Origin of the sequence: Brevundimonas bacteroides DSM 4726, assembly GCF_000701445.1 — a bacterium.
Taxonomy (GTDB): domain Bacteria; phylum Pseudomonadota; class Alphaproteobacteria; order Caulobacterales; family Caulobacteraceae; genus Brevundimonas; species Brevundimonas bacteroides.
This window is the reverse complement of record NZ_JNIX01000007.1, coordinates 168426-188525: the sequence shown is the minus strand read 5'-3', so window position 1 is coordinate 188525 and position 20100 is coordinate 168426. Positions and strand designations below refer to the sequence as shown.

Genomic DNA, 20100 nt, shown 5'->3' with positions numbered 1-20100 from the left:
ACAGCGAGGACACAGTCCGGACACAGGTCCAGCAACGGTCAAAGGTTGTCGCGTAACCAACCCGCTGCGCGCGCGACCAGATTTCCTCGATGAACGCGAGGCGCGTCCGCTGCGGTGATCTGTCGCGACATGAGTTTGCGGGCCGAGACCGCCTCTCGGGGGCCGTAGGCTGCCCTTAGCAACACCCCCGCTGCCGAACAGAAGGCTGGACCCGCCGCCGAGTCGGCCAAGTGCGGGGCGCGCTGCGGTCGCCCCAGTCGCACAGGGCGATCGAACACGCGGACTGCTAGCTCCCGCACGCCGTTCAGCTGGCTGGCACCGCCTGTCAGAACCAGACCCGCGCCAGGATCGAGGCCCGCGCCAGCCGCCTTGAGTCGGTCACGCAACAGCTCCAACGTCTCCTCGACGCGCGGCGCGATGACGGTCTTCAGCATGGCGCGGGGCACGATCACGGGCCCCGCTCCGGGCTCCTCGCCGCGCGGCGGGGCCTCCAGCATCTCGCGGTCCTCATGGGCGGCTGCCATGGCCGAGCCGTGCAAGGTTTTCAGCCGTTCCGCGCCGGCCTTGGACGTTGACAGACCTCGCGCGATGTCGGCCGTCACGTGATCGCCGCCGACATTCAGCGACTCGACATGCAGCAAGGAGCGTCCGCCCCAGACCGCGGCCGAGGTCGAGCCCCCGCCCATGTCGATGCAGACACAGCCCAGATCCATCTCGTCCTCTTCCAGCGCGGCGAGCGACGACACGACGGGCGCGGCGGCTACGCCCTGAAGATCGAGATGGGCCAGCTCCAGACAGTGGCTGAGCGCGTTGAAAGCGCTCTCGGCCATGGACACGACCAGCAGGTCGAGCCCCAGAGAGCCGCCGCGCATGGAGCGCGGATCGTGCACGCCGCGCGCTCCGTCCACCGACCAAGCGATGGGCAGAACATGGATTGGCCGCCGGTTGGGCAGGCGAATCTGGGCCAGAGCCATGCCGATGGCGCGGGCCAGATCGGCGTCGCCGATCGGATTGGCCCCCAGTGACACCCGGGCCTGCACCCGGTGGCTGGCCATCTGGCCGATGGCGGTCGTGACGATAACGCCGGACACGGGGGCCCCTGCCGTGCGCTCGGCCCGCTCGACGGCGTGGCCGATGGCCTGGGCGGCCTCGTCCATATTGACGATGGAGCCACCTTTCACGCCCTTGGACTGGACGTGACTGGCCCCCGCCACGCGAATGGTGCGGTCGGCGTGGCGAACGCCGTCGGGCTTCATGATGAAGCAGGCGACCTTGGACTGGCCCAGATCCAGCGCGGCGACGACTGGCGCGCGATTGTTCAGGCCGCCCTTGTCGAACTTCGCGCCGTCAGCCGCCGGATCGCCCTTCTTGCCCGCCATCCCGTGAAATCCCCTACTCTACTGTCGCTCAGGCCGAGGCGCCGGGCCGCACGGCCACCTGGCCCTCGGTGCGAAGGTCGATGCGGGCGAAGCCCAGCTCCAGCAGCCGCTCGCGTTGATCCAGCGCGTCCAGCTGGATCAGGGCCGCCTCCTGATTGAGCGCCGGCAGCTGGATGATGCCGCCGTCCCTAAGCCGCAGGTCCCAGCGCCGCTCGTCCACCCGCACGATGGCGTCCACCCGGCCCATCAGGCGGGGACGCTGGGCGAGCAGCGGCAGCAGGGCTCCGGCCGCCGCATCGGCGCCCTTGCCGACCACCAGCGGTAGGTTGGGATAGCGCCCGGCGTCGGCGCCCGGAATGGCGCGCCCCTCGCTGTCGATGACGTAGGTTCGCCCGCCGGTCTGCCAGACGGCGAGGCGGTCGTGCTCCTTGACCTCGACGATCAGGGTGTCGGGCAGCAGGCGGACCACCCGCGCCTCCCTGACCCAGCCCACCTCTTCCACGCTGGCCTTCAGCGCGTCGAGGTCCAGCGTCGTGATCGGCTGACCCGCCTCGACGTCCAGCGCCCGCTGGATCGCCGGCGTCGCCTCATCGGAGGCGCCGGTGATGTGCACGCGGTTCAGCTTCAGCCCGAGGCCCGCGGTGACACCGTCGAGGCCGCTCGACAACGACTGCCCGATCCGCTCGGCGCGCGATCCCGTCGCCATGACCAAGGCCAGCACAGCCACGCCCGCGCAGATGGAAATGACGACGGCGCGCGGGCTGAGGTCCAGCCGACCCAAGGCCGCCATCTTGCCGGGCACCCCGCCGACGTTCCGGGGCGCGCGACCGCGTCCCTGTCCTCGCGGACCCGCGCTGCGTTTCGGAGCCGGCGCGGACTGCGCGCGTCGACCGCCGCGAACTACCGCGGGCATGAGGCGTCCTCCACCATCCACCGGACCAGGTCTTGATAACTCATGCCCAGATGCGCGGCCTGCTCTGGAACGAGCGAGGTCGGCGTCATGCCGGGCTGGGTGTTGACCTCCAGAAGGACGAGCACATCCTTAACATCGTCATAACGAAAATCGGTCCGGCTGACCCCCCGACACCCCAGCGCCGCATGCGCCAGCTCGGATTCCCTCAGCGCCGCCTCGAAAACGTGGGCCGGGATGTCGGCCGGAAGCTTGTGGACCGATCCCCCCGGCGCGTACTTGGCCTCATAGTCGTAGAAGCCCTTGACGGGGGTGATGTCGGTCACCGTCAGGGCCCGCGGCCCGGTCACCTCGCCGATGACGGCGACGGCCAGTTCCTTGCCGGGGATATAGGGCTCGACCATCACCAGGTCGCCATAGGTCCAGTCGTCGGACCCAACTTCGGTCTGGGGGCCGTTGGCACCTTCTCGCACCAGATAAACCCCGACCGAGGAGCCCTCGGCGTTGGGCTTGATGACGTAGGGCGGGTCGATGACGTGGCGGCGGGCCACCTCATGCCGGTCGAACAGGCCGCCGCCGGGCACGGCCACGCCCGCCGCCTTCAGGATCGACTTGGTCTTGTCCTTGTCCATCGTCAGCGCCGAGGCCAGGACGCCGGAGTGGGTGTAGGGGATCCGCAGCGTCTCGAGGATGCCCTGAACGCACCCGTCCTCGCCCCACTCGCCGTGCAGCGCGTTCAGGACGACGTCAGGCTTGAGCTCGGTCAGCACCTGCGCCAGGTCGCGACCCGCGTCGACCCGGCTGACCCGCGCGACCTGGCCTTCCAGGGCGTCGGCGCAGCCCTTGCCCGACGACAGCGACACCTCCCGCTCCGAGGAGAGCCCCCCCATCAGGACGGCGACGTGCAGCTCTGACAGGGGTGGGGACATGAGGGCTGTTCTAGCTTGGGCTTATGACGGGCGGCCGATCCTCTTGATCTCCCATTCAAGGTTTACGTCGAGTTTACTTTGATCCCCCGATCGCCCACTGCCGGATGAATTCGTGCTGATCGGCCCAATCGGTCCAGACCGCCCGCGCCCAGGTCATGACGGCCGAGCGATGCGCATCGGGCTCGGACGCATCCACCACGTACGCGACCGTGACAGTATAGACTTGGCGTGGCGGCAACTCCGGAAGATCGGCCTTCCGCTCGGCGAACCCGAGCATGGCCGCGTTCGCCGTCGGCCCGGAAATCCCCTGATCCAGCTGGACCCACAGCCGCGCCAGATGCAAGCCGACTGACTGGATGGCCCGGCGCGAACCGTCGCCGGGATGCTGTACGGCCCAGGCGTCAACCGTCAGGCGGTGAATGTCCATCAGGCCGGGATCGGCGAACTCCCGTGCGATCACGGCGTTGAACGCGGCCCAGCAGGCCGGTGATGACGTCATATAGGCGTGGGTCGGTCCGTCGACGGCCGCCAGTTGCGAGCCGCAGCCGGGACACAGCTGGAGATCAGCCGACACGGCCGAGGCGCTTGATCTCCCAGTCCAACTGGATGCCGGTCTTGGCCAGGACGTCGGCGCGGACAGTTTCGCCCAGACCCTCGATGTCGGCGGCGGTCGCCTCGCCGGGGTTGATCATGAAGTTGGAATGGAGCTCGCTGAACTTGGCCCCGCCGCCGGTGACCCTGTGCAGCCGCCCGCGCCAGCCCGCCTCGTCGACCAACTTCCAGGACGAATGGCCCCGCGGATTCTTGAAGGTCGAGCCGCCGGTCTTCTCGCGGATCGGCTGGGTCTGCTCGCGCCGCGCGGTGATCTCGGCGATGCGGGCGGCGACAGCCTCAGGATCGTCGGGCGTTCCGCGAAAGGTCGCCTCGGTCCAGAGGATGTCTTCGTCGTAGCTGTTGTGGCGATATGAGTAGCCGAAGTTCTCCAGCGAGTACTCCCTCAATTCCCCGCTTCGCATGACGCCCCTCGCGGACACCAGGACGTCCTTGGTCTCGGACCCATAGCACCCCGCGTTCATGGTCAGGGCGCCGCCGATCGTGCCCGGAATGCCGGCGTAGAACTCCAGTCCCGCGATCCCGGCTTTGGCCGAGGCCTTGGCCACCATGGCGTCCAGCGCGCCCGCGCCGGCCGTGATCGTGTCGCCCTCGGTCGTGATCCCGGCGAAGAGCCGCCCCGCCAGCCGGATCACCACGCCCTCGACGCCTCCGTCCCGCACGATGACGTTGGAGCCCACGCCCAGGACCGTCACCGGCACGACCGGATCGAGCGCCCTCAGGAAGCTCGCCAGATCCTCCGCATCCGCGGGAATGAACAGCACGTCCGCCGCCCCGCCGACCCGAAACCAGGTGTAGGGGGCCAACGGCTCATCGCGCACCAGCTTTCCACGCACGGCGGGCAGAGCATCGCGCCAGCTCACGCGAGCGCCTCCAGTTGCGCCGGCAGGGCATAGGCCCAGGCGGTGATATCGCCGGCGCCCAACAGCACCACCACGTCACCCGCCTTGGCCTCCTCGGCGATGACGCGCGGCAGGACGGCCGCGTTCTCCAGCGCCGAGACCCTCAGGTGGCCATAGCGACGGATGCCGTCGACCAGGGCCTGTTTATCTACGCCCTTGATGGGCTGTTCGCCCGCCGCATAGACATCGGCGACGATGACGCTGTCGGCGTCCGAGAAGCTGGTCGAGAACTCGTCCATCAGGTCGCGCAGGCGGGTGAAGCGGTGGGGCTGCACCACGGCGATCACTCGGCCCTCGGCCACCTGGCGCGCGGCCTTCAGCACGGCCGCGATCTCGACCGGATGGTGCCCATAGTCGTCGACGATGCGAACGCCGTTGACGACACCGGTTGTGGTGAAGCGCCGCTTGACCCCCGCGAAGGCAGCCAGGCCCGCCCGGATCGCCTCGTCCGAGACGTCCAGCTCGCGCGCCACGGCGATGGCGGCGAGAGCGTTGGCGACATTGTGCCAGCCGGCCATGGGGAGGTGGACATTCTCGATCCGCACCGGCTCGTCCAGCGCCGCCAGACCCCGCCCCTGGATCAGCACGTCGAAGCGCGCCCCGTCGGGGGCCATCTCGACCTTGTCTGCCCGGACCATCGCCTGGGGGTTCATGCCATAGGTGACGATGCGCCGGTTATCGATCGAGGCCACCAGCCGCTGGACCTCCGGGTGGTCCAGGCACACGGCCGCGAACCCGTAGAAGGGAATGTTCTCGACGAAGTCGCAGAACGCCTTCCGCACCGCGTCGAAGTCGCCGTAGTGATCCAGGTGCTCCGGGTCGATGTTGGTGACGATGGCCACCGTCGACTTCAGGCGCAGAAAGCTGCCGTCGCTCTCGTCCGCCTCGACCACGATCCAGTCACCGTCGCCGACCTTGGCGTTGGTGCCATAGGCGTTGATGATCCCGCCGTTGACCACCGTGGGATCCAGCCCCGCCGCGTCCAGCAGGGCCGCCACCATGGACGTCGTCGTGGTCTTGCCGTGGGTGCCCCCGACCGCGATCGAGAACTGCAGCCGCATCAGTTCGGCCAGCATCTCGGCCCGCCGCACCAGCGGGATCCGCCGCTCGCGCGCCACCATCATCTCGGGGTTCGTCGGCTTGACGGCCGTGGAGTAGACGACGGCCGAGACCCCCTCGCCGACATGAGCAGCGTCATGGCCGATGAAGATCTTCGCGCCCAGCTTCTCCAGCCGCTCGGTGTTGGCGCTCGACTTGGCATCGGAGCCCTGCACCGAATAGCCGATCTTGAGCATGATCTCGGCGATGCCGCTCATGCCGATGCCGCCGATGCCGACGAAGTGGACGGGGCCGAGGTCGAAGGGGACGGGTCGAAGGCGCGCGATCATCCGAGCCGCTTAGCAAGGGCCGTGCAGGAATGCACGAGGGGGGCGCTCGCCGCCGTGTTTGGGCGGAATCAACCCGGCCTTAACCACGAGGATTCACCGTGCGGCCTTCAGCGTAGCCGGGGCCGCCTTCGTGACCGATCTCAAGACCGACATCCTGCACATCGGCGACTGCATCGAGGTGCTGCGCTCCCTGCCCGACAAGTCCGTCGACATGGCCTTCGCCGACCCCCCCTATAACCTCCAGCTGGGCGGCGACCTGCTGCGTCCGGACAATTCCCGCGTCGACGCGGTGGACGACGACTGGGACAAGTTCTCCAGCTTCGCCGCCTATGACGCCTTCTGCCGCGAGTGGCTGGCCGAGTGCCGCCGGGTGCTGAAGGACGAGGGCTCGATCTGGGTGATCGGCAGCTATCACAACGTCTTCCGCCTGGGCACCGCGATCCAGGACCTGGGCTATTGGGTGCTGAACGACATCATCTGGCGCAAATCGAACCCCATGCCGAACTTCAAGGGGACGCGCTTCACCAACGCCCACGAGACCCTGATCTGGGCCGCCAAGAGCCGCGAGCAAAAACGCTACACCTTCAACTACGACGCCCTGAAGGCTTTCAACGAAGACACCCAGATGCGCTCGGACTGGACGCTGGCGCTGTGCACCGGCGAGGAGCGGATCAAGGGCGAGGACGGCAAGAAGGCCCACCCGACCCAGAAACCCGAGGCCCTGCTGCACCGTGTGCTGCTGGCCGCGACCCGCCCCGGCGACGTGGTGCTGGACCCCTTCTTCGGCACCGGCACGACCGGCGCGGCCGCCAAGCGCCTGGGCCGCCACTGGATCGGCATCGAGCGCGATCCCGAGTACGCCAAGGTCGCCGAGAAGCGCATCAAGGCGGTGCGCCCGGCCGCGCCCGAGGATCTGATGGTCATGGGCTCCAAGAAGTCCGAGCCCAAGGTGCCGTTCGGTGCGCTCGTCGAGGCCGGGCTGCTGGCCCCGGGCGACGTGCTGTATTGCCCCAAGGGCGAGCGCGAGGCGCGCGTGCGGGCGGACGGATCGCTGGTGTCCGGCTCGCTCAGCGGGTCGATCCACAAGCTCGGTGCCCTGCTGGAGAACGCCCCGGCGTGCAACGGCTGGACCTACTGGCGTTTCCGCTCGGACGCGGGCCTGCGTCCCATCGATGCGCTCCGGGCCGAGGTACGCGCCGGGATGCAATGACGGCCAACGTACATAGCGCTCCTGTAACCTACCGAAAACATTGGTGGAAATCGATCGTGGGAACGGAACCTTTCCAGAGGTGACCGGTTTCAACTCTCGCGCCCGCTGCTGCCCGGGGCGTGGGAACGCTCGCCATGAAAATCGCCCAGGTCACGCCGCTGTACGAAGCCGTGCCGCCCAAGCTCTATGGCGGCACTGAGCGCGTCGTTGCCCACCTCACCGACGCCCTGGTCGAGCTGGGTCATGACGTGACCCTGTTCGCGTCGGCGGAGGCCCGGACCAAGGCCCGGCTGATCCCTGTACGCGATCAGGCCATCCGATTGGACCCGGCACCGCTGAAGTCGGATCTAGCCGCGCATATGACGATGCTCTCCGAGGTCTTGGCCCGCGCCGACGACTTCGACGTGATCCATTTCCACACCGACATGATCCATTTCCCGTTCTTCGAGCGGTTCGCGGACAAGACGGTGACGACACTGCACGGCCGCCTCGACATGAAGGACCTGCCCGAGGTCTATGAGCGGTGGCCCGACTTCGGCCTGATCTCCATCTCGGACCATCAGCGTCGCCCGCTGGCCTTCGCCAACTGGAAGGCGACGGTTCACCACGGCATGCCGGCCGAGCAGTACCGCTTCTCGCCGAAGTCCGACGGGTACCTCGCCTTCCTCGGCCGCATCTCGCCGGAGAAGCGGCCGGACCGCGCCATCGAGATCGCCACCAAGCTGGGCAAGACGCTCAAGATGGCGGCCAAGGTCGACGCGGCGGACAAGATCTACTTCGAGACCAAGATCAAGCCGCTGATCGACGGCAACCCCCTGATCGAGTTCATCGGCGAGATCGGCGACCACCAGAAGTCGGATTTCCTGGGCGGCGCGGACGCCCTGTTGTTCCCCATCGACTGGCCCGAGCCCTTCGGCCTGGTGATGATCGAGGCGATGGCGTGCGGCACGCCCGTGGTCGCCTTCCGCTGCGGCTCGACGCCGGAGATCATCGAGGACGGCGCGACCGGCTTCCTGGTCGACACCATCGAACAGGCCATCGCGGCCGCCGACCGCGCGCCCCTGCTGGATCGCGAGGCCATCCGAGCGCGGTTCGAACTGCGCTTCTCGGCCACGGCGATGGCCCGGCGGTATCTGGACGTCTACGGCGATCTGCTGGCCAAGCGCCCCTTCGCCGAGCCGGCGCTCAGCGACGTGGTCGTCCCGCTGCACGAGGACCGCAGCTTCGCCGCGATAGCCTGACCGCGCCCAGGCCGATCGCCCTCAGAGCATTCGCTTCACCATGGACGGCGACGTGTGAGGCACGAAACCCTCTCGCTCGTAGAAGCCGATCGATTCCGGACGGGCATCGAGGAAGATGGACTTGGCACCCGCCAGCCGCGCCTCGCCCTCGACATGGGCCAACAGGGCACGGCCGATCCCCGAAGCCCGGACGCCAGGATCCACGACCAGATCATCGACATGAAGGTGCAGCCCGCGCGCGAGCGTCCGTACCGGTCGATATCCGACCACTCCGACCCAGCGATCCACCGACCATGCCCCGACCATCTGGTACCCGTGCTGGGTCTGGCGCGTCATCGCCTCAAGGAACTCCGCCTCGGACAGAGAGCGCAACTCGGCGATAAGCGGATGGACGACGGGCCAGTCGTCGGTGCGCAGGGCTCGGATTTGGATAGGCCTGTCTATCATACGGCCATCGAAAGCCGACTGAACCGATTGGCGTCAAGGCCATTTTCCCCTCGCATTCGACAGCTAGACCGCGCGGCTGACGGTCACGACGGCGAGGTTTCATGGACGACGGCTATTCGGTTCAGACCACGGCGGCGGAGGCCGGCGAAACCGGCGGCCTGGACACCCTCCAGGCGCTCAAGGACGCCGACACCTTCTTGGTGGCCGATAACTGGGGCGATCTGAAGGGCGGGGCTGATGGCCTGTTCCATCAGGACACCCGCATCCTGTCGCGCTTCGTCATGACCGTGGGGCTGGCGCGGCCCTCGCGGCTGAGCTCCGGTGTGTCGCGAGACAACGTCTTCTTCACCGCCCACGTCACCAACCGCCCCCTGCCTCCGATGGGCGGGCGGTCCGCACCTGCGGGCGTGCTGCACATCGAACGACGCCGCTTCATCTGGGACCGGCGGATGTTCGAGCGGGTGCGCATGGTCAACCACGGCATCGAGGACGTGCTGCTGCCGCTCGCCTTCGACTTCGCCGCCGACTTCGCCGACATTTTCCAGGTGCGCGGCACGCTGCGGGACAAGCGGGGCGCGGCCCGGCCCCCGACGCACGACGGGCGCACGGTGACCTTCGCCTACGCCGGGCTCGACGATGTCACGCGCACCAGCTGCCTGTCCTTCTCGGAGCCGCCCGCCCGCCTGACCGGATCACGAGCCGAGTTCATGTTCAGCCTGCCGATGGGCAAGGAACTGGACCTCTACATCGAGTGCGGACCCGACCTGTGCGCGACCCCGGAGGCCCGGCGCTGGCGCGAGAACGCCGTCGCCGCGCGGTTGGCCATGCGGCGCAGGCGGCGGCGGGGCGCCTCGGTGCGAGGCCCGCGCAGCCCCCGCTTTAACGCCTGGCTGGATCAGTCCCGCGCCGACATCGCGCTCCTGACCACCGACCTGCCGACCGGGCCGTATCCCTATGCCGGCACGCCCTGGTTCTCGACGCCGTTCGGGCGCGATGGGATCATCACGGCGTGGCAGATGCTTTGGCTGGACCCCTCGCTGGCCAAAGGCGTCCTGACCTATCTGGCCGCGCGCCAGGCGACCGAGGTCGACGCCTTCAAGGACAGCCAGCCCGGGAAGATCATGCACGAGACCCGGGGCGGCGAGATGAGCGCGCTCGGCGAAGTGCCGTTCGGCCTTTACTACGGCGGCGTCGACACCACCTGCCTGTTCGTGGCCCTGGCCGGAGCCTATGCGCGGCGGACCGGCGACCTGGACCTGATCCGCCGGCTCTGGCCCAACCTGATCGCCGCGACCGAGTGGATGCGGGACTGGGGCGATAGCAACGGCGACGGCCTGATCGACTATCAGCGCGCGGCCGAGACGGGGCTGTCCAACCAGGGCTGGAAGGATAGCGAGGACTCCATCTTCCACGCCGACGGCCGCTTCCCCAAAGGCCCCGTCGCCCTGCTGGAGGTCCAGGGCTACGCCTATGCCGCCTGGCAGGCGATGGCCGAGCTGGGCGAGCGGCTGACCGACGGCCGCGCCCGCGCCTGGGGCATCCGCGCCGAGGAGGTTCGGCAGCTGGTCGAGGAACGGTTCTGGATGGAGGACCAGTCCTTCTACGCCATCGCGCTGGACGGCGACGGGAACCCTTGCGAGGCCATCGGCTCCAACGCCGGGCATCTGCTGTTCACCGGCCTGCCGACGCCCGCCCGCGCCGAGGCGGTGACGCGGCGATTGCTGGGGGCGGAGTTCCGCTCCGGCTGGGGCATCCGGACGCTCGCCAGGGGGCAAGCCCGGTTCAATCCCATGAGCTATCACAACGGCTCGGTCTGGCCGCACGACACCTCGCTCGGCGTCGCTGGCATGGCGCGATACGGGGAGAGGGACGCCGTGGCCCTGATCCTGGGCGAGATCTACGGCGCGGCCAGCCGGTTCCAGATGCGTCTGCCCGAGCTGTTCTGCGGCTTCGAGCGCGAGCCGGGCGAAGGCCCCATCGCCTACCCGGTCGCCTGCCTGCCCCAGGCCTGGGCGGCGGGGTCGGTGTTCCTGATGCTGCAGGCCGCGCTGGGGATCGAGATCGACGCCCTGTCGCGCACCGTGACCCTGACCGCGCCGACCCTGCCCACAGGGACCGAACGTCTGACCGTCAGCCGGCTTCAGGTGGGCGACGCCACGGTCGACCTGGCCTTCGAGCGGGTCGGCGACCAGGTTGTGGTCATGCCCAGGAACCGGATGGGCGACCTCAGGATCGTCACAACGCGCTAGATGCCAAACGCCGCATTGGACTCTCGGTTCACCGAGTACAACGAGTCCAAACCCTGCGGGCTGAACGCAGAGACTTGCCCTAAACCTTTGTAATTCATAATGGAACTGTGCGCCACGCGAGTGCGCGCCCAGCGCTGTCCGGGACAACGATCAGGGCTCGGAGCCCGGTTCCAACGGGTCCTCCGCGCCCAGGCCCCGTTCGAGCGCCTTGCGGAAGACGGTGGGGAGGGCGTCGAGGGCCTCGGCTTCCGGCGTCCAGTCGAAGTCACCCTCGCCGCGGGCGACCCGCACCGCCAGCGTCAGGGAAAAGTGGGTGAAGACGTGCTCCACGGCACCCGCGTCGCGCCAGTCCGCGACCGAAGGCGGCGCTTCATCCGGCGGGCCGTCGGACCAAGTTCCGGTCGGCAGACCGAGCATTCCGCCGAGCAAGCCCTTGTCAGGACGGCGGACGAGGGCGACGCGGCCCTGTCCATCGCGGAGCACCCACGCGACACCCTGGCGATGAGGCTTGGCGGCCTTCTTCGTCTTGACCGGGTAGCGTTCGGGATCGCCGGTGGCGCGGCCGGCGCAGTGGGCGCGGATCGGGCACATCAGGCAAAGCGGTGACTTGGGCCGACAGATTGTCGAGCCTAGGTCCATCAAGGCCTGGGCCCAGTCCCCTGGGCGGTCGTCGGCGATCAGCATAGCCGCCAGCCGCTTCAGCTCCGGCTTGGCGGCGGGCATCGGCGTCTCGACGGCGAACAGGCGGGCGACGACCCGCTCGACATTGCCGTCGACCACATTGGCGGGGCGATCGAAGGCGATGGCGGCGACGGCGGCGGCGGTGTAGGCGCCCACTCCCGGTAGGGCCAGGAGCCCGGCCTCGGTGTCCGGGAAGACGCCCGCGTGATCCCTGGCCACCGCCCGGGCGCAGGCCAGCAGGTTCCGGGCGCGGGCGTAGTAGCCCAACCCCGCCCAAGCGGCCATCAGAGCTCCGTCTTCGGCCGCCGCGAGATCCGAGACCGTCGGCCAGCGGGCGGTGAACCGCTCGAAATAGGGCTTGGCGTGCGGCACCGTCGTCTGCTGCAGCATCACCTCCGACAGCCAGACCCTGTAGGGATCGACCGCCGCGTCCGATCCCGGTGGCCGGCGCCACGGCAGGACGCGGGCGTTGGCGTCGTACCAGTCGAGCACGGCGGCGCGCACGGCGGAGACGTCGAGGTCGGCGGGGCTTGGGGCGACGGCTGGCATGGGCCGCGCTATATAGAGGCCATGGCGCGCGATCTGCCCACCGAAAGCGAGGCCCGCGAGATCCTGTCGCGGCGACGGACCCGGCCCGTGCCGCGCCCCGCGCCGCCGGCCGGCCGTTCGCTGGCCCCCTTCATCAAGGAGCTGGACGCCAAGTTCGGACGCGGCGCGGGTGCGCTGGAGCCTCGCTGGCGCGAGATCGTCGGCGATCAGCTGGCCCGCGTCACCCGCCCGCAGAAGCTGACCAAGGGGCGGGCGGGCGCGGGCGGCACGCTGGAGCTGCGCGTCGCGGGCCCGGCGGCCCTGCTGGTCCAGCACCAGTCGGCCGACATCCTGAAGCGCGTGAACCTGTTCCTCGGCGAGGGCGCGGTCGAACGCTTGCGGATCGCGCAAGGCCCGGTGAAGCCCCTGCCCGCCCCCGCCGCCTCGACCAAGGGCGCGCGCCGGCGGATCGAGCCCCTCGACGCCTCAGCGGAAGTCGAGCTGAAGCAGTCCGTCGCGGCGGCCCCTGACGCGCTGAGGACGGCCCTGGCGAACCTCGGCCGGGCGGTGCTGTCGGATCAGGCGAGGCGGGGTCGGTAGAGACGGCGCGCAGGTCGCTCTGACGGGGTCTATGGGTCGGGCTGCGGGTCCGACCACTCCAGAAAATGGACCTGTCTGCCTGTGTTTTGGAGATCCTGCAGCGTGAACCTTCGACCGCCGTTCGCCCGGTCCTCATCTCCGAAAAAGAGCCGACACTCTGGACTTGCGAAATCCTTTTGCACGGCGCTCTCGGCGAAGCGTTCGAACCGCTCGGCGACCTGTTGCGCGTCGGCAGAACCGGGCACGCTGAAGACCGAACTGACGGCGAAGTAGGCGCGCGTGTTCGGCTCGGAAGCCTGACAGAAGCCATAGACGCGCTCGAGCGGTGGCCGCAGATAGCCGGGACCCGATTGCATAGCGGCCTGCGTCGCGGAGCCCACAGCCGACAGGATCAGGACCGCTCCTACGCAAACCTTCATAGACACTTGGGTCCTCCTGCTCGCAGTCCGTCAGATTGCCGGAGGCGCCATCCAGGTCAAGCTGATGGTTCGAGACGATGGGCGCCTTCGCACTGACCGTGCCCGGCCTGCGCAGCCATCGGATCAGGCAACGGCGTTGGCCATCCGTCGGGAGCGGAGCCTGCGGAAAAGCAGTCTCGCCCCGGCGACGCCGAACCCGGCGAGCGCGCCGATGAGCGTGAGGTTCACCACCCCTTCGCTGACGGACGGCGCGGCGGCGTCGAGAAAGGCCACGCCACCGGCCGTGAGCCCGCCGACGAGGCCCGAGCCGCCGACATAGAGCCCGGGCCGGTCGGGCCCGACCACCAGGCCGATGACGAAGCCCGTGATAACCGCGGGGATGCCCGCCAGAATGTAGCCGAACGGAAGCAGCCAGAGGATGCCCAGCAATGACGCCGGGCCGTCATCCTGCGACAACGCCCATCCCCAGAGCCCGTAGATGACGACGCCGATCGCCGGCCCCACCGCCCCGAAGGCGACGGCGTTCTTCAAACCCGACGTCAGCCGCTTCACGATCGCCGCTCCCCTTTGCAGATCTGTGCCGGACGATGACGAATGACTGGCGGTCGATCAACCGACGGCTTCTGACGGACCCGGCGGGTCGATCGACGCAAGATCGCACGGTCCGTGGCAGCAGGATTCGGCTCACGCCCCCTTGACCTTTTTCCGCCGCACCTGTTCTCGACAAACAGGGAATTCGCGCGAACCCCGGGGAATCGCGCGATCATCCGCATTCGCTCGCTTCAAGGGACACGCCATGCGCGCCGACGGTCGTTTCAAGTTCGCTTCCATGAGCCGCCGCGCGGCCGTCACAGCCGCGGCGCTGGCCGCCATGGCGGCGCTGGCGGGGTGCACGGGTTCCAACGCTGGAGCTCCGGCCGAAGGCGACATGGCCAAGGGCGCGGCCGAGGGCGCCAAGGTCACGGTGGTGGAATACGCCTCGGTCACCTGCGGCGTCTGCGCCGCCTGGCAACGCGACGTATGGCCCGAGTTCAAGGCCAAGTATGTCGATACCAACCAGGTGCGCTTCGTGTTCCGCGAGTTCCCGACAGCGCCGGAGCCCGTCGCCGTCGCCGGCTTCCTGATGGCGCGCTGCGCAGGCGAGGAGAACTACTTCCCCGTGATCGAGGAGATCATGGCCAGCCAGCAGGAGATGTTCGGCCCGGCCGGTCCGCGTCCGGTGCTGCTGCGCATCGCCAATGGCGTGGGTCTGAGCGAGGAACAGTTCCAGCAGTGCGTGACCAACGAAGAGTCGATCGCGGCGATGGACGCGCGCATCAAGGCCGCGCTGGACGCCGGCGTCGGCGGCACCCCGACCTTCATGGTGAACGGTCAGCAGGTGCAGGACCCCTCGCTGGCCGGACTGTCGGCCGCGGTCGACGCCGCCTTGGCGGAGGGTTGATCGGAGTGACAGGCCTCCGCGCCCTGCTCCTGGCCGTCGCGCTTGTCGCGGCGCCTGCGGTCGCCTCGGCGCAGGCTGCGCTACCGCCGCTGACGGCGGCGGACCGGGTGCTCGGCCGAGCCGATGCGCCGGTGACGGTGATCGAGTACGCCTCGTTTACATGTTCTCACTGTGGCGATTGGCACCGCAGCGTCTATCCGGCGTTCAAGGCCCGGTTCGTGGATACAGGGCAGGTGCGGCTCGTCCTGCGCGACCTGCCCACACCACCGGCGCAACTCGCCGCACAGGCCGCGGGCATCGCCCGATGCGCCGCGCCCGAACGCTTCTATGACGTGGCCTCGGCGCTGATGAACGGACAACAGGCCCTGTTCGACGGCGGGCCGGTCGAGGCGTGGTTCGACGCCGGGATCGCCGCGAGCGGCAGGACGTCGGCCCAGATTGAGGCCTGTCTGGCCGATCCCGCGACGCTGAATGGCATCCGTTCGAGCATCGCTGGAGCGAACGCCGCGGGCGTTCAAGGCACGCCCACCTTCTTTGTCAACGGGCGGATGGTGGACGACAGCTCGCTCGCGGGCCTGACCGCCGCGATTCAGCCTTTGGTGGCGGGGCGCTGACGAACGGATGCAGTTCCAGCGGCTGCGGCTCGTCGGGTTCAAGTCCTTCGTCGATCCGGCCGAGGTCTTCATCGAGCCCGGCCTGACAGGGATCGTCGGACCCAACGGCTGCGGCAAGTCCAATGTGCTGGAGGGAATGCGCTGGGTCATGGGGGCCAACTCGGCCAAGGCCATGCGCGGCCAGGGAATGGACGACGTCATCTTCGCCGGCGCTTCGGACCGGCCGCCCCGCAACCACGCCGAAGTCCAGCTGACGATCGACAACTCGGCCCGCCGCGCGCCCCAGCCCTTCACCGACGCGGCCGTGATCGAGGTCAGCCGCCGGATCGACCGGGGTCAGGGCTCGACCTATCGCATCAACGGCAAAGAGGTGCGGGCGCGCGATGTTCAGCTGCTCTTCGCCGACGCCTCGACCGGGGCGAACTCTCCAGCGCTGGTGCGGCAGGGGCAGATCAGCGAGCTGATCGCCGCCAAGCCCCAGAACCGCCGACGGATCCTGGAAGAGGCGGGCGGCGTGGCCGGGCTGCACACGCGTCGGCACGAGGCCGAGCTGAGACTGAAGGCCGCCGAGGCCAATCTGGAGCGGCTGGACGACATCGGGCGCGAGCTGGAGACCTCGCTGGCGCGACTGAAGCGCGAGGCGCGGCAGGCGGAGAAGTACAAGAAGATCTCGGCCGAGATCCGGGCTCTGCAGGCGGCCCTGCTCTACGTCCGCTGGAACGACGCGCGGCTGGCGGCGGAGGCGGCGGCCGAGGAGCTGGCCGAGGCAGAGCGGGCCGTAGGCGAGGCGACGGCGGCGGCGGCGCGAGCGCAGACGGAGGCGCTGAGGGCCCAGGAGGCGCTGAAGCCGGCGCGAGAAGAGGACGCGGTCGCGGCGGCCCTGTTGCATCGGGCGACCCTGGAGCGCGACCGGCTGGACATGGCCGAGCAGGCGGCGCGGGCCGAGGTCGAGCGGCTGAAGGCCGAACAGGCCCGCATCGCCGCCGACGCCGAGCGCGAGGCGGCGATGGCCGAGGACGCGGGGGTTCAGCTGGAGCGACTGAAGGCGGAGATCGACGCCCTGTCGGCCGAGATCGCGGCGGCCCCAACGCGGGGCCCCGAACTGGAGGCAGCGCTGGCCTCGGCCGAGGAGGCGCGGCGGGCGGCGGACGCGGAGGTCGAGCGGGTCGCGGGCACGCTGGCCGCCGTCGAGGCGAGGGCCAATGCGGAGACGGCGCGCAGGCGCGACGCCGAGGCGCGGCTGGCGCGGGCCGAGAGCGCGCTGGAGGCCGCGCGGCGCGAGCGCGAGGCGCTGGGCGCGGTGGAGACGCCGGAACTGGCCGGCGCCAGGGCCGCGCTGGAGACGGCGACGGTGACCCTCGCCGAGGCACGCGCCGAGGTCGAGGCGGCGGAGACGCGGCGGGGCGATCTGGCGCGGGCCGAGCAGGAGGCGCGCACGGCGGCTCGGGCGGCCGAGGACCGGCTTGGGCGGTTGCAGACCGAGGCGCGGGGACTGGCGTCGCTGCTGGTCACGACGCGGCGGGATCATCCGCCGGCGCTGGAGAAGGTCACGGCGGCCAAGGGATACGAGGCCGCGCTGGCGGCGGCGCTGGGCGACGATCTGGACGCGGCGCTGGATGCGAAGGCGGCGGCCTATTGGGGCGGGGCGGCGGTGCCCTCCCCTGTATGGCCGGAGGGCGTGGAGCCGCTGGCGAAAGTCGTCGATGCGCCCGAGGCCCTGGCGGCGCGGCTGGCGCTGTGCGGGGTGGCGGATCGGGCGGCGGCGGCGGGTCTGGCCAGGACCTTGCCGCCCGGCGCGCGATTGGTGACGAAGGAGGGCGACCTCTATCGCTGGGACGGCTTCGTCAGCCGGGCGGAGGCGCCGCGCCCGGCCGCCGTGCGGCTGGCCCAGCGGACGCGACTGTCGGAGCTGGAAGTCGAGATCGATACGGGCAAGCCCGCGCTGGAGGCCGCGCAGGGCGCGCTGAAGGCGGCGACCGAAGCGTTCCGGGCGGCGGAGGAAGCGGTCAAGGCGGCGCGGCTGAAGCCCTTCGCCGCCGACAAGGCGGTGACAACCGCGCGCGAGCGGGTCGAGGCGCTCGACCGCGAACAGGCCCGACGCGAGGCCCGGGCCCAGGCGCTGGACGAGAGCCTGACGCGGCTGTCCGACGAGCGCGAGGCGGCCGAAGCGGCGCTGGCGGAGGCGGCGGCGGACGGCGCCTCGGGCGAGACGCTGGACGCGCTGAAGGCCGAGCTGGCTGAGGCGCGGGCGGCGGCGGAGACGGCGCGGGCGGCCTCGGCGGCGGCGCGGGCGGATCGGGACGCGGAAGCCCGCGAACGCAGTGGGCGCGAGCAACGACTGGCCTCGATCACCCGCGAACGGGACGGTTGGGCCGGGCGCGCGAAGGACAGCGCGGCTCGGATCACTGCGCTGGAGAAGGACGCGGGCCGGACGACCGCCCTGCTGTCGGAGGCCGAGCGTGCCCCGGAAGCCCTGGCGGCGCAGCGGTCCAGGCTGATGGACGGGCTGACGGCGGCGGAGACGCGGCGCAAGGCGGCGGCGGATGCTCTGGCGGTCGCCGAGGGCGAAGCAGGCGATGCCGATCGCGCCAGCCGGGCGGCCGACGCGGCGGCGGGGCAAGCCCGTGAAGCCCGCGCGGGCTTGGCGGCGCGGGCCGAGAGCGCGGCCGATCGGCTCGCCGAAATGGACGCCCAGGTGCGCGAGACGGCGCAGATGTCGCCGGAACAGCTCGGCCAGAAGCTGATAGACGACGCCATCGCCCGCCCACCCGACACCGCCGGGGCCGAGAGCCTGCTCTACGGCCTGGAGCGCGAGCGCGAGCAGCTGGGCCCGGTCAACCTGCGCGCCGAGGACGAGGCCGAGGAATACGGCGAACGGCTGCAGACCATGCGGCTGGAGCGGTCGGACCTGACCGGCGCCATCGCCCGCCTGAGGGACGGCATCGACGAGCTGAACGCCGAGGGCCGCGAACGGCTGACCGCCGCCTTCGACGTCATCAACGACAACTTCAAGAGCCTGTTCGAGGCCCTGTTCGGCGGCGGCCAGGCGGAGCTGAAGCTGGTCGAGTCCGACGACCCGCTGGAGGCGGGGCTGGAGATCTACGCCTGCCCGCCGGGCAAGCGGCTGTCGGTCATGAGCCTGATGTCGGGCGGCGAGCAGGCCCTGACGGCGGCGGCGTTGATCTTCGCGGTCTTCCTGGCCAATCCGGCGCCCGTCTGCGTGCTGGACGAGGTCGACGCCCCGCTGGACGACGCCAACGTGGACCGGTTCTGCCGCATGCTGAACGAGATGCGGAACCGGACGGACACCCGCTTCATCGTAATCACCCACAACCCGGTGACCATGAGCCGGATGGACCGGCTGTATGGGGTGACCATGCCCGAGCGGGGCGTGAGCCAGCTGGTCAGCGTGGACCTGAAGCAGGCGGAGAAGCTGGTGGCGTGATCGCCTCGGCGTTGGGGTCGAGCGCCAGCCGATCCCTCGGCAACGCCTCAGGGCATTCATCGCGCATGAAGGCCAGCATCTTCTCGCGGATCTCACAGCGGAGGTCGAAGGCGGTGGGGGCGTTCCTGGCGCTGGCCAGGCAACGGACCTGGGCGACGCGGTCGGTGATCTCGGTGACCTGAAGGCTGACCACGTCTCCGTCCCACAGCGGGCTCTCGCGGCAGATGCGCTCCAGCTCGGCGCGGAGCCGGTCCATCGGCGCCTCGTAGTCGACATACAGGAACGCCGTCCCGATCAGGCGAGCGGTCTCGCGGGTCCAGTTCTGGAAGGGCTGCTCGATGAAGTAGCTGAGCGGCAGGATCATGCGCCGCCAGTCCCACAGACGGACGACGACATAGGTGGAGGTGATCTCCTCGACCTGACCCCACTCCCCTTCCACGATCACGGCGTCGTCGATGCGGATGGGCTGGGCCGTGGCGATCTGGATGCCGGCGACCAGGTTCTTGAGGAAGGGCTGGAGCGCGAGGCCCGCGACGATGCCGACCACACCGGCCGAAGCCAGCAGCGAGATCCCCCACTGACGCACCGCCCCGATCGTCATCAGAGCCAGGGCGACCGTGACCATGCCGATGATGATGACGGCCGCTCGCTGCAGGATGCGGGTCTGGGTGACATGCTTGCGCGCCGCGAGGTTGTCTTCGCTCTGCAGATTGAACTTTCGGAGATAGACGACCGCCCACATCTCGATCGCGCCCATGACGATCCAGCCGAGCACGAGGATGGTCAGGAACAGGATGACCGCGCGCACCGTCTGGGACGGCTCCGGGTCGAGCGGCGAGACGGTCACCGAGAAGCCCACCGCGATCAGGATGATGAGGATGCGCAGCTTGGCGCGCGCCCGCTCGACCACGCCGCGCCAGAACAGGTCGCGGTTTTTTACGAGGCGGCGCAGGAGGGCGAAGATGACGAGATGGGCCAACCAGCCGGCGCCGACGAAGACGGCCATGACGAGGCCGACGACCGCCAATTCCGGCAGCCAGTCGAAGCGGCGCCAGAGCGCGATGATCTGGCGCGTCAGTTCGGTGATTGCAGGGGGCATGACCGG

The 20100-nt window shown here is 69.7% G+C and carries 18 protein-coding genes; 7 read left to right on the top strand and 11 right to left on the bottom strand.

Annotated elements, in window-relative coordinates; translation table 11 throughout:
- Positions 1 to 38: 38 nt before the first annotated feature.
- The 6 genes from ftsA to murC form a co-directional block, all read right to left on the bottom strand.
- On the bottom strand, positions 39 to 1379 hold the full coding sequence (ftsA, locus tag Q333_RS0103160) for a cell division protein FtsA (RefSeq protein ID WP_281173701.1): 1341 nt from the start codon (positions 1377 to 1379) through the stop codon (positions 39 to 41).
- Positions 1380 to 1407: 28 nt separating this feature from the next.
- Positions 1408 to 2292: a cell division protein FtsQ/DivIB gene (locus tag Q333_RS0103155; protein ID WP_029415294.1), complete on the bottom strand. Its 885-nt coding sequence runs from the start codon at positions 2290 to 2292 to the stop codon at positions 1408 to 1410.
- The gene (locus tag Q333_RS0103150; protein ID WP_029415293.1) at positions 2280 to 3218 is read right to left on the bottom strand and encodes a D-alanine--D-alanine ligase; all 939 of its coding nucleotides are present in this window, start codon (positions 3216 to 3218) and stop codon (positions 2280 to 2282) included. Before Q333_RS0103150 ends, Q333_RS0103155 begins: the two co-directional genes overlap by 13 nt.
- A 73-nt stretch (positions 3219 to 3291) precedes the next feature.
- Positions 3292 to 3792, bottom strand: coding sequence for a DUF5946 family protein (locus tag Q333_RS0103145; protein ID WP_029415292.1), 501 nt, complete (start codon positions 3790 to 3792; stop codon positions 3292 to 3294).
- Complete coding sequence (gene murB / locus Q333_RS0103140; RefSeq protein WP_029415291.1) at positions 3782 to 4693, bottom strand: UDP-N-acetylmuramate dehydrogenase; 912 nt, start codon at positions 4691 to 4693, stop codon at positions 3782 to 3784. The genes Q333_RS0103145 and murB overlap by 11 nt, the downstream gene beginning before the upstream one ends.
- Positions 4690 to 6120, bottom strand: a complete 1431-nt coding sequence (murC, locus tag Q333_RS0103135) for a UDP-N-acetylmuramate--L-alanine ligase (RefSeq protein ID WP_029415290.1) — start codon at positions 6118 to 6120, stop codon at positions 4690 to 4692. Before murC ends, murB begins: the two co-directional genes overlap by 4 nt.
- 130 nt (positions 6121 to 6250) lie before the next feature.
- On the opposite strand from murC, the gene Q333_RS0103130 reads away from it, so the two are divergent.
- Positions 6251 to 7330 (top strand): site-specific DNA-methyltransferase, encoded by a 1080-nt coding sequence (locus Q333_RS0103130; protein WP_029415289.1) that lies wholly within the window; start codon positions 6251 to 6253, stop codon positions 7328 to 7330.
- 134 nt (positions 7331 to 7464) lie between these two features.
- Positions 7465 to 8571, top strand: a complete 1107-nt coding sequence (locus Q333_RS0103125) for a glycosyltransferase family 4 protein (protein WP_029415288.1) — start codon at positions 7465 to 7467, stop codon at positions 8569 to 8571.
- 21 nt (positions 8572 to 8592) lie between these two features.
- Here the strand turns inward: Q333_RS0103125 and Q333_RS0103120 are convergent, their stop codons facing one another.
- Positions 8593 to 9018: a GNAT family N-acetyltransferase gene (locus tag Q333_RS0103120; RefSeq protein ID WP_029415287.1), complete on the bottom strand. Its 426-nt coding sequence runs from the start codon at positions 9016 to 9018 to the stop codon at positions 8593 to 8595.
- Positions 9019 to 9119: 101 nt separating this feature from the next.
- Between Q333_RS0103120 and Q333_RS0103115 the strand changes: the two genes are divergently transcribed.
- A complete protein-coding gene (locus Q333_RS0103115) occupies positions 9120 to 11267 on the top strand; it encodes an amylo-alpha-1,6-glucosidase (RefSeq protein WP_029415286.1) in 2148 nt (715 codons plus the stop codon).
- A gap of 150 nt (positions 11268 to 11417) precedes the next feature.
- Here Q333_RS0103115 and mutY read toward each other — a convergent pair whose 3' ends face one another.
- A complete protein-coding gene (gene mutY / locus Q333_RS0103110; RefSeq protein ID WP_029415285.1) occupies positions 11418 to 12497 on the bottom strand; it encodes an A/G-specific adenine glycosylase in 1080 nt (359 codons plus the stop codon).
- Positions 12498 to 12518: 21 nt separating this feature from the next.
- Here mutY and Q333_RS0103105 point away from each other — a divergent pair, with 21 nt between their 5' ends.
- Entirely contained in the window at positions 12519 to 13076 is a 558-nt protein-coding gene (locus Q333_RS0103105) for a DUF721 domain-containing protein (RefSeq protein WP_029415284.1), read from the top strand.
- A 29-nt stretch (positions 13077 to 13105) separates the two neighbouring features.
- Here the strand turns inward: Q333_RS0103105 and Q333_RS0103100 are convergent, their stop codons facing one another.
- Together Q333_RS0103100 and Q333_RS0103095 are read right to left on the bottom strand one after the other, a co-directional pair.
- Positions 13106 to 13501, bottom strand: coding sequence for a hypothetical protein (locus Q333_RS0103100; protein WP_157072351.1), 396 nt, complete (start codon positions 13499 to 13501; stop codon positions 13106 to 13108).
- 117 nt (positions 13502 to 13618) lie between these two features.
- Complete coding sequence (locus Q333_RS0103095; protein ID WP_029415282.1) at positions 13619 to 14047, bottom strand: hypothetical protein; 429 nt, start codon at positions 14045 to 14047, stop codon at positions 13619 to 13621.
- Between the two features lie 244 nt (positions 14048 to 14291).
- Here Q333_RS0103095 and Q333_RS0103090 point away from each other — a divergent pair, with 244 nt between their 5' ends.
- Genes Q333_RS0103090 through Q333_RS0103080 form a run of 3 tightly spaced genes read left to right on the top strand, consistent with a single transcriptional unit; the run spans position 14292 to position 18995 of the window.
- Positions 14292 to 14936 (top strand): thioredoxin domain-containing protein, encoded by a 645-nt coding sequence (locus Q333_RS0103090; RefSeq protein ID WP_029415281.1) that lies wholly within the window; start codon positions 14292 to 14294, stop codon positions 14934 to 14936.
- Positions 14937 to 14941: 5 nt separating this feature from the next.
- Entirely contained in the window at positions 14942 to 15550 is a 609-nt protein-coding gene (locus Q333_RS0103085; RefSeq protein WP_051651085.1) for a thioredoxin domain-containing protein, read from the top strand.
- A 7-nt stretch (positions 15551 to 15557) separates the two neighbouring features.
- The gene (locus Q333_RS0103080; RefSeq protein ID WP_029415279.1) at positions 15558 to 18995 is read left to right on the top strand and encodes an AAA family ATPase; all 3438 of its coding nucleotides are present in this window, start codon (positions 15558 to 15560) and stop codon (positions 18993 to 18995) included.
- Here Q333_RS0103080 and Q333_RS0103075 read toward each other — a convergent pair.
- On the bottom strand, positions 18955 to 20094 hold the full coding sequence (locus Q333_RS0103075) for a mechanosensitive ion channel family protein (protein ID WP_029415278.1): 1140 nt from the start codon (positions 20092 to 20094) through the stop codon (positions 18955 to 18957). The genes Q333_RS0103080 and Q333_RS0103075 overlap by 41 nt on opposite strands.
- Positions 20095 to 20100 lie beyond the last annotated feature (6 nt).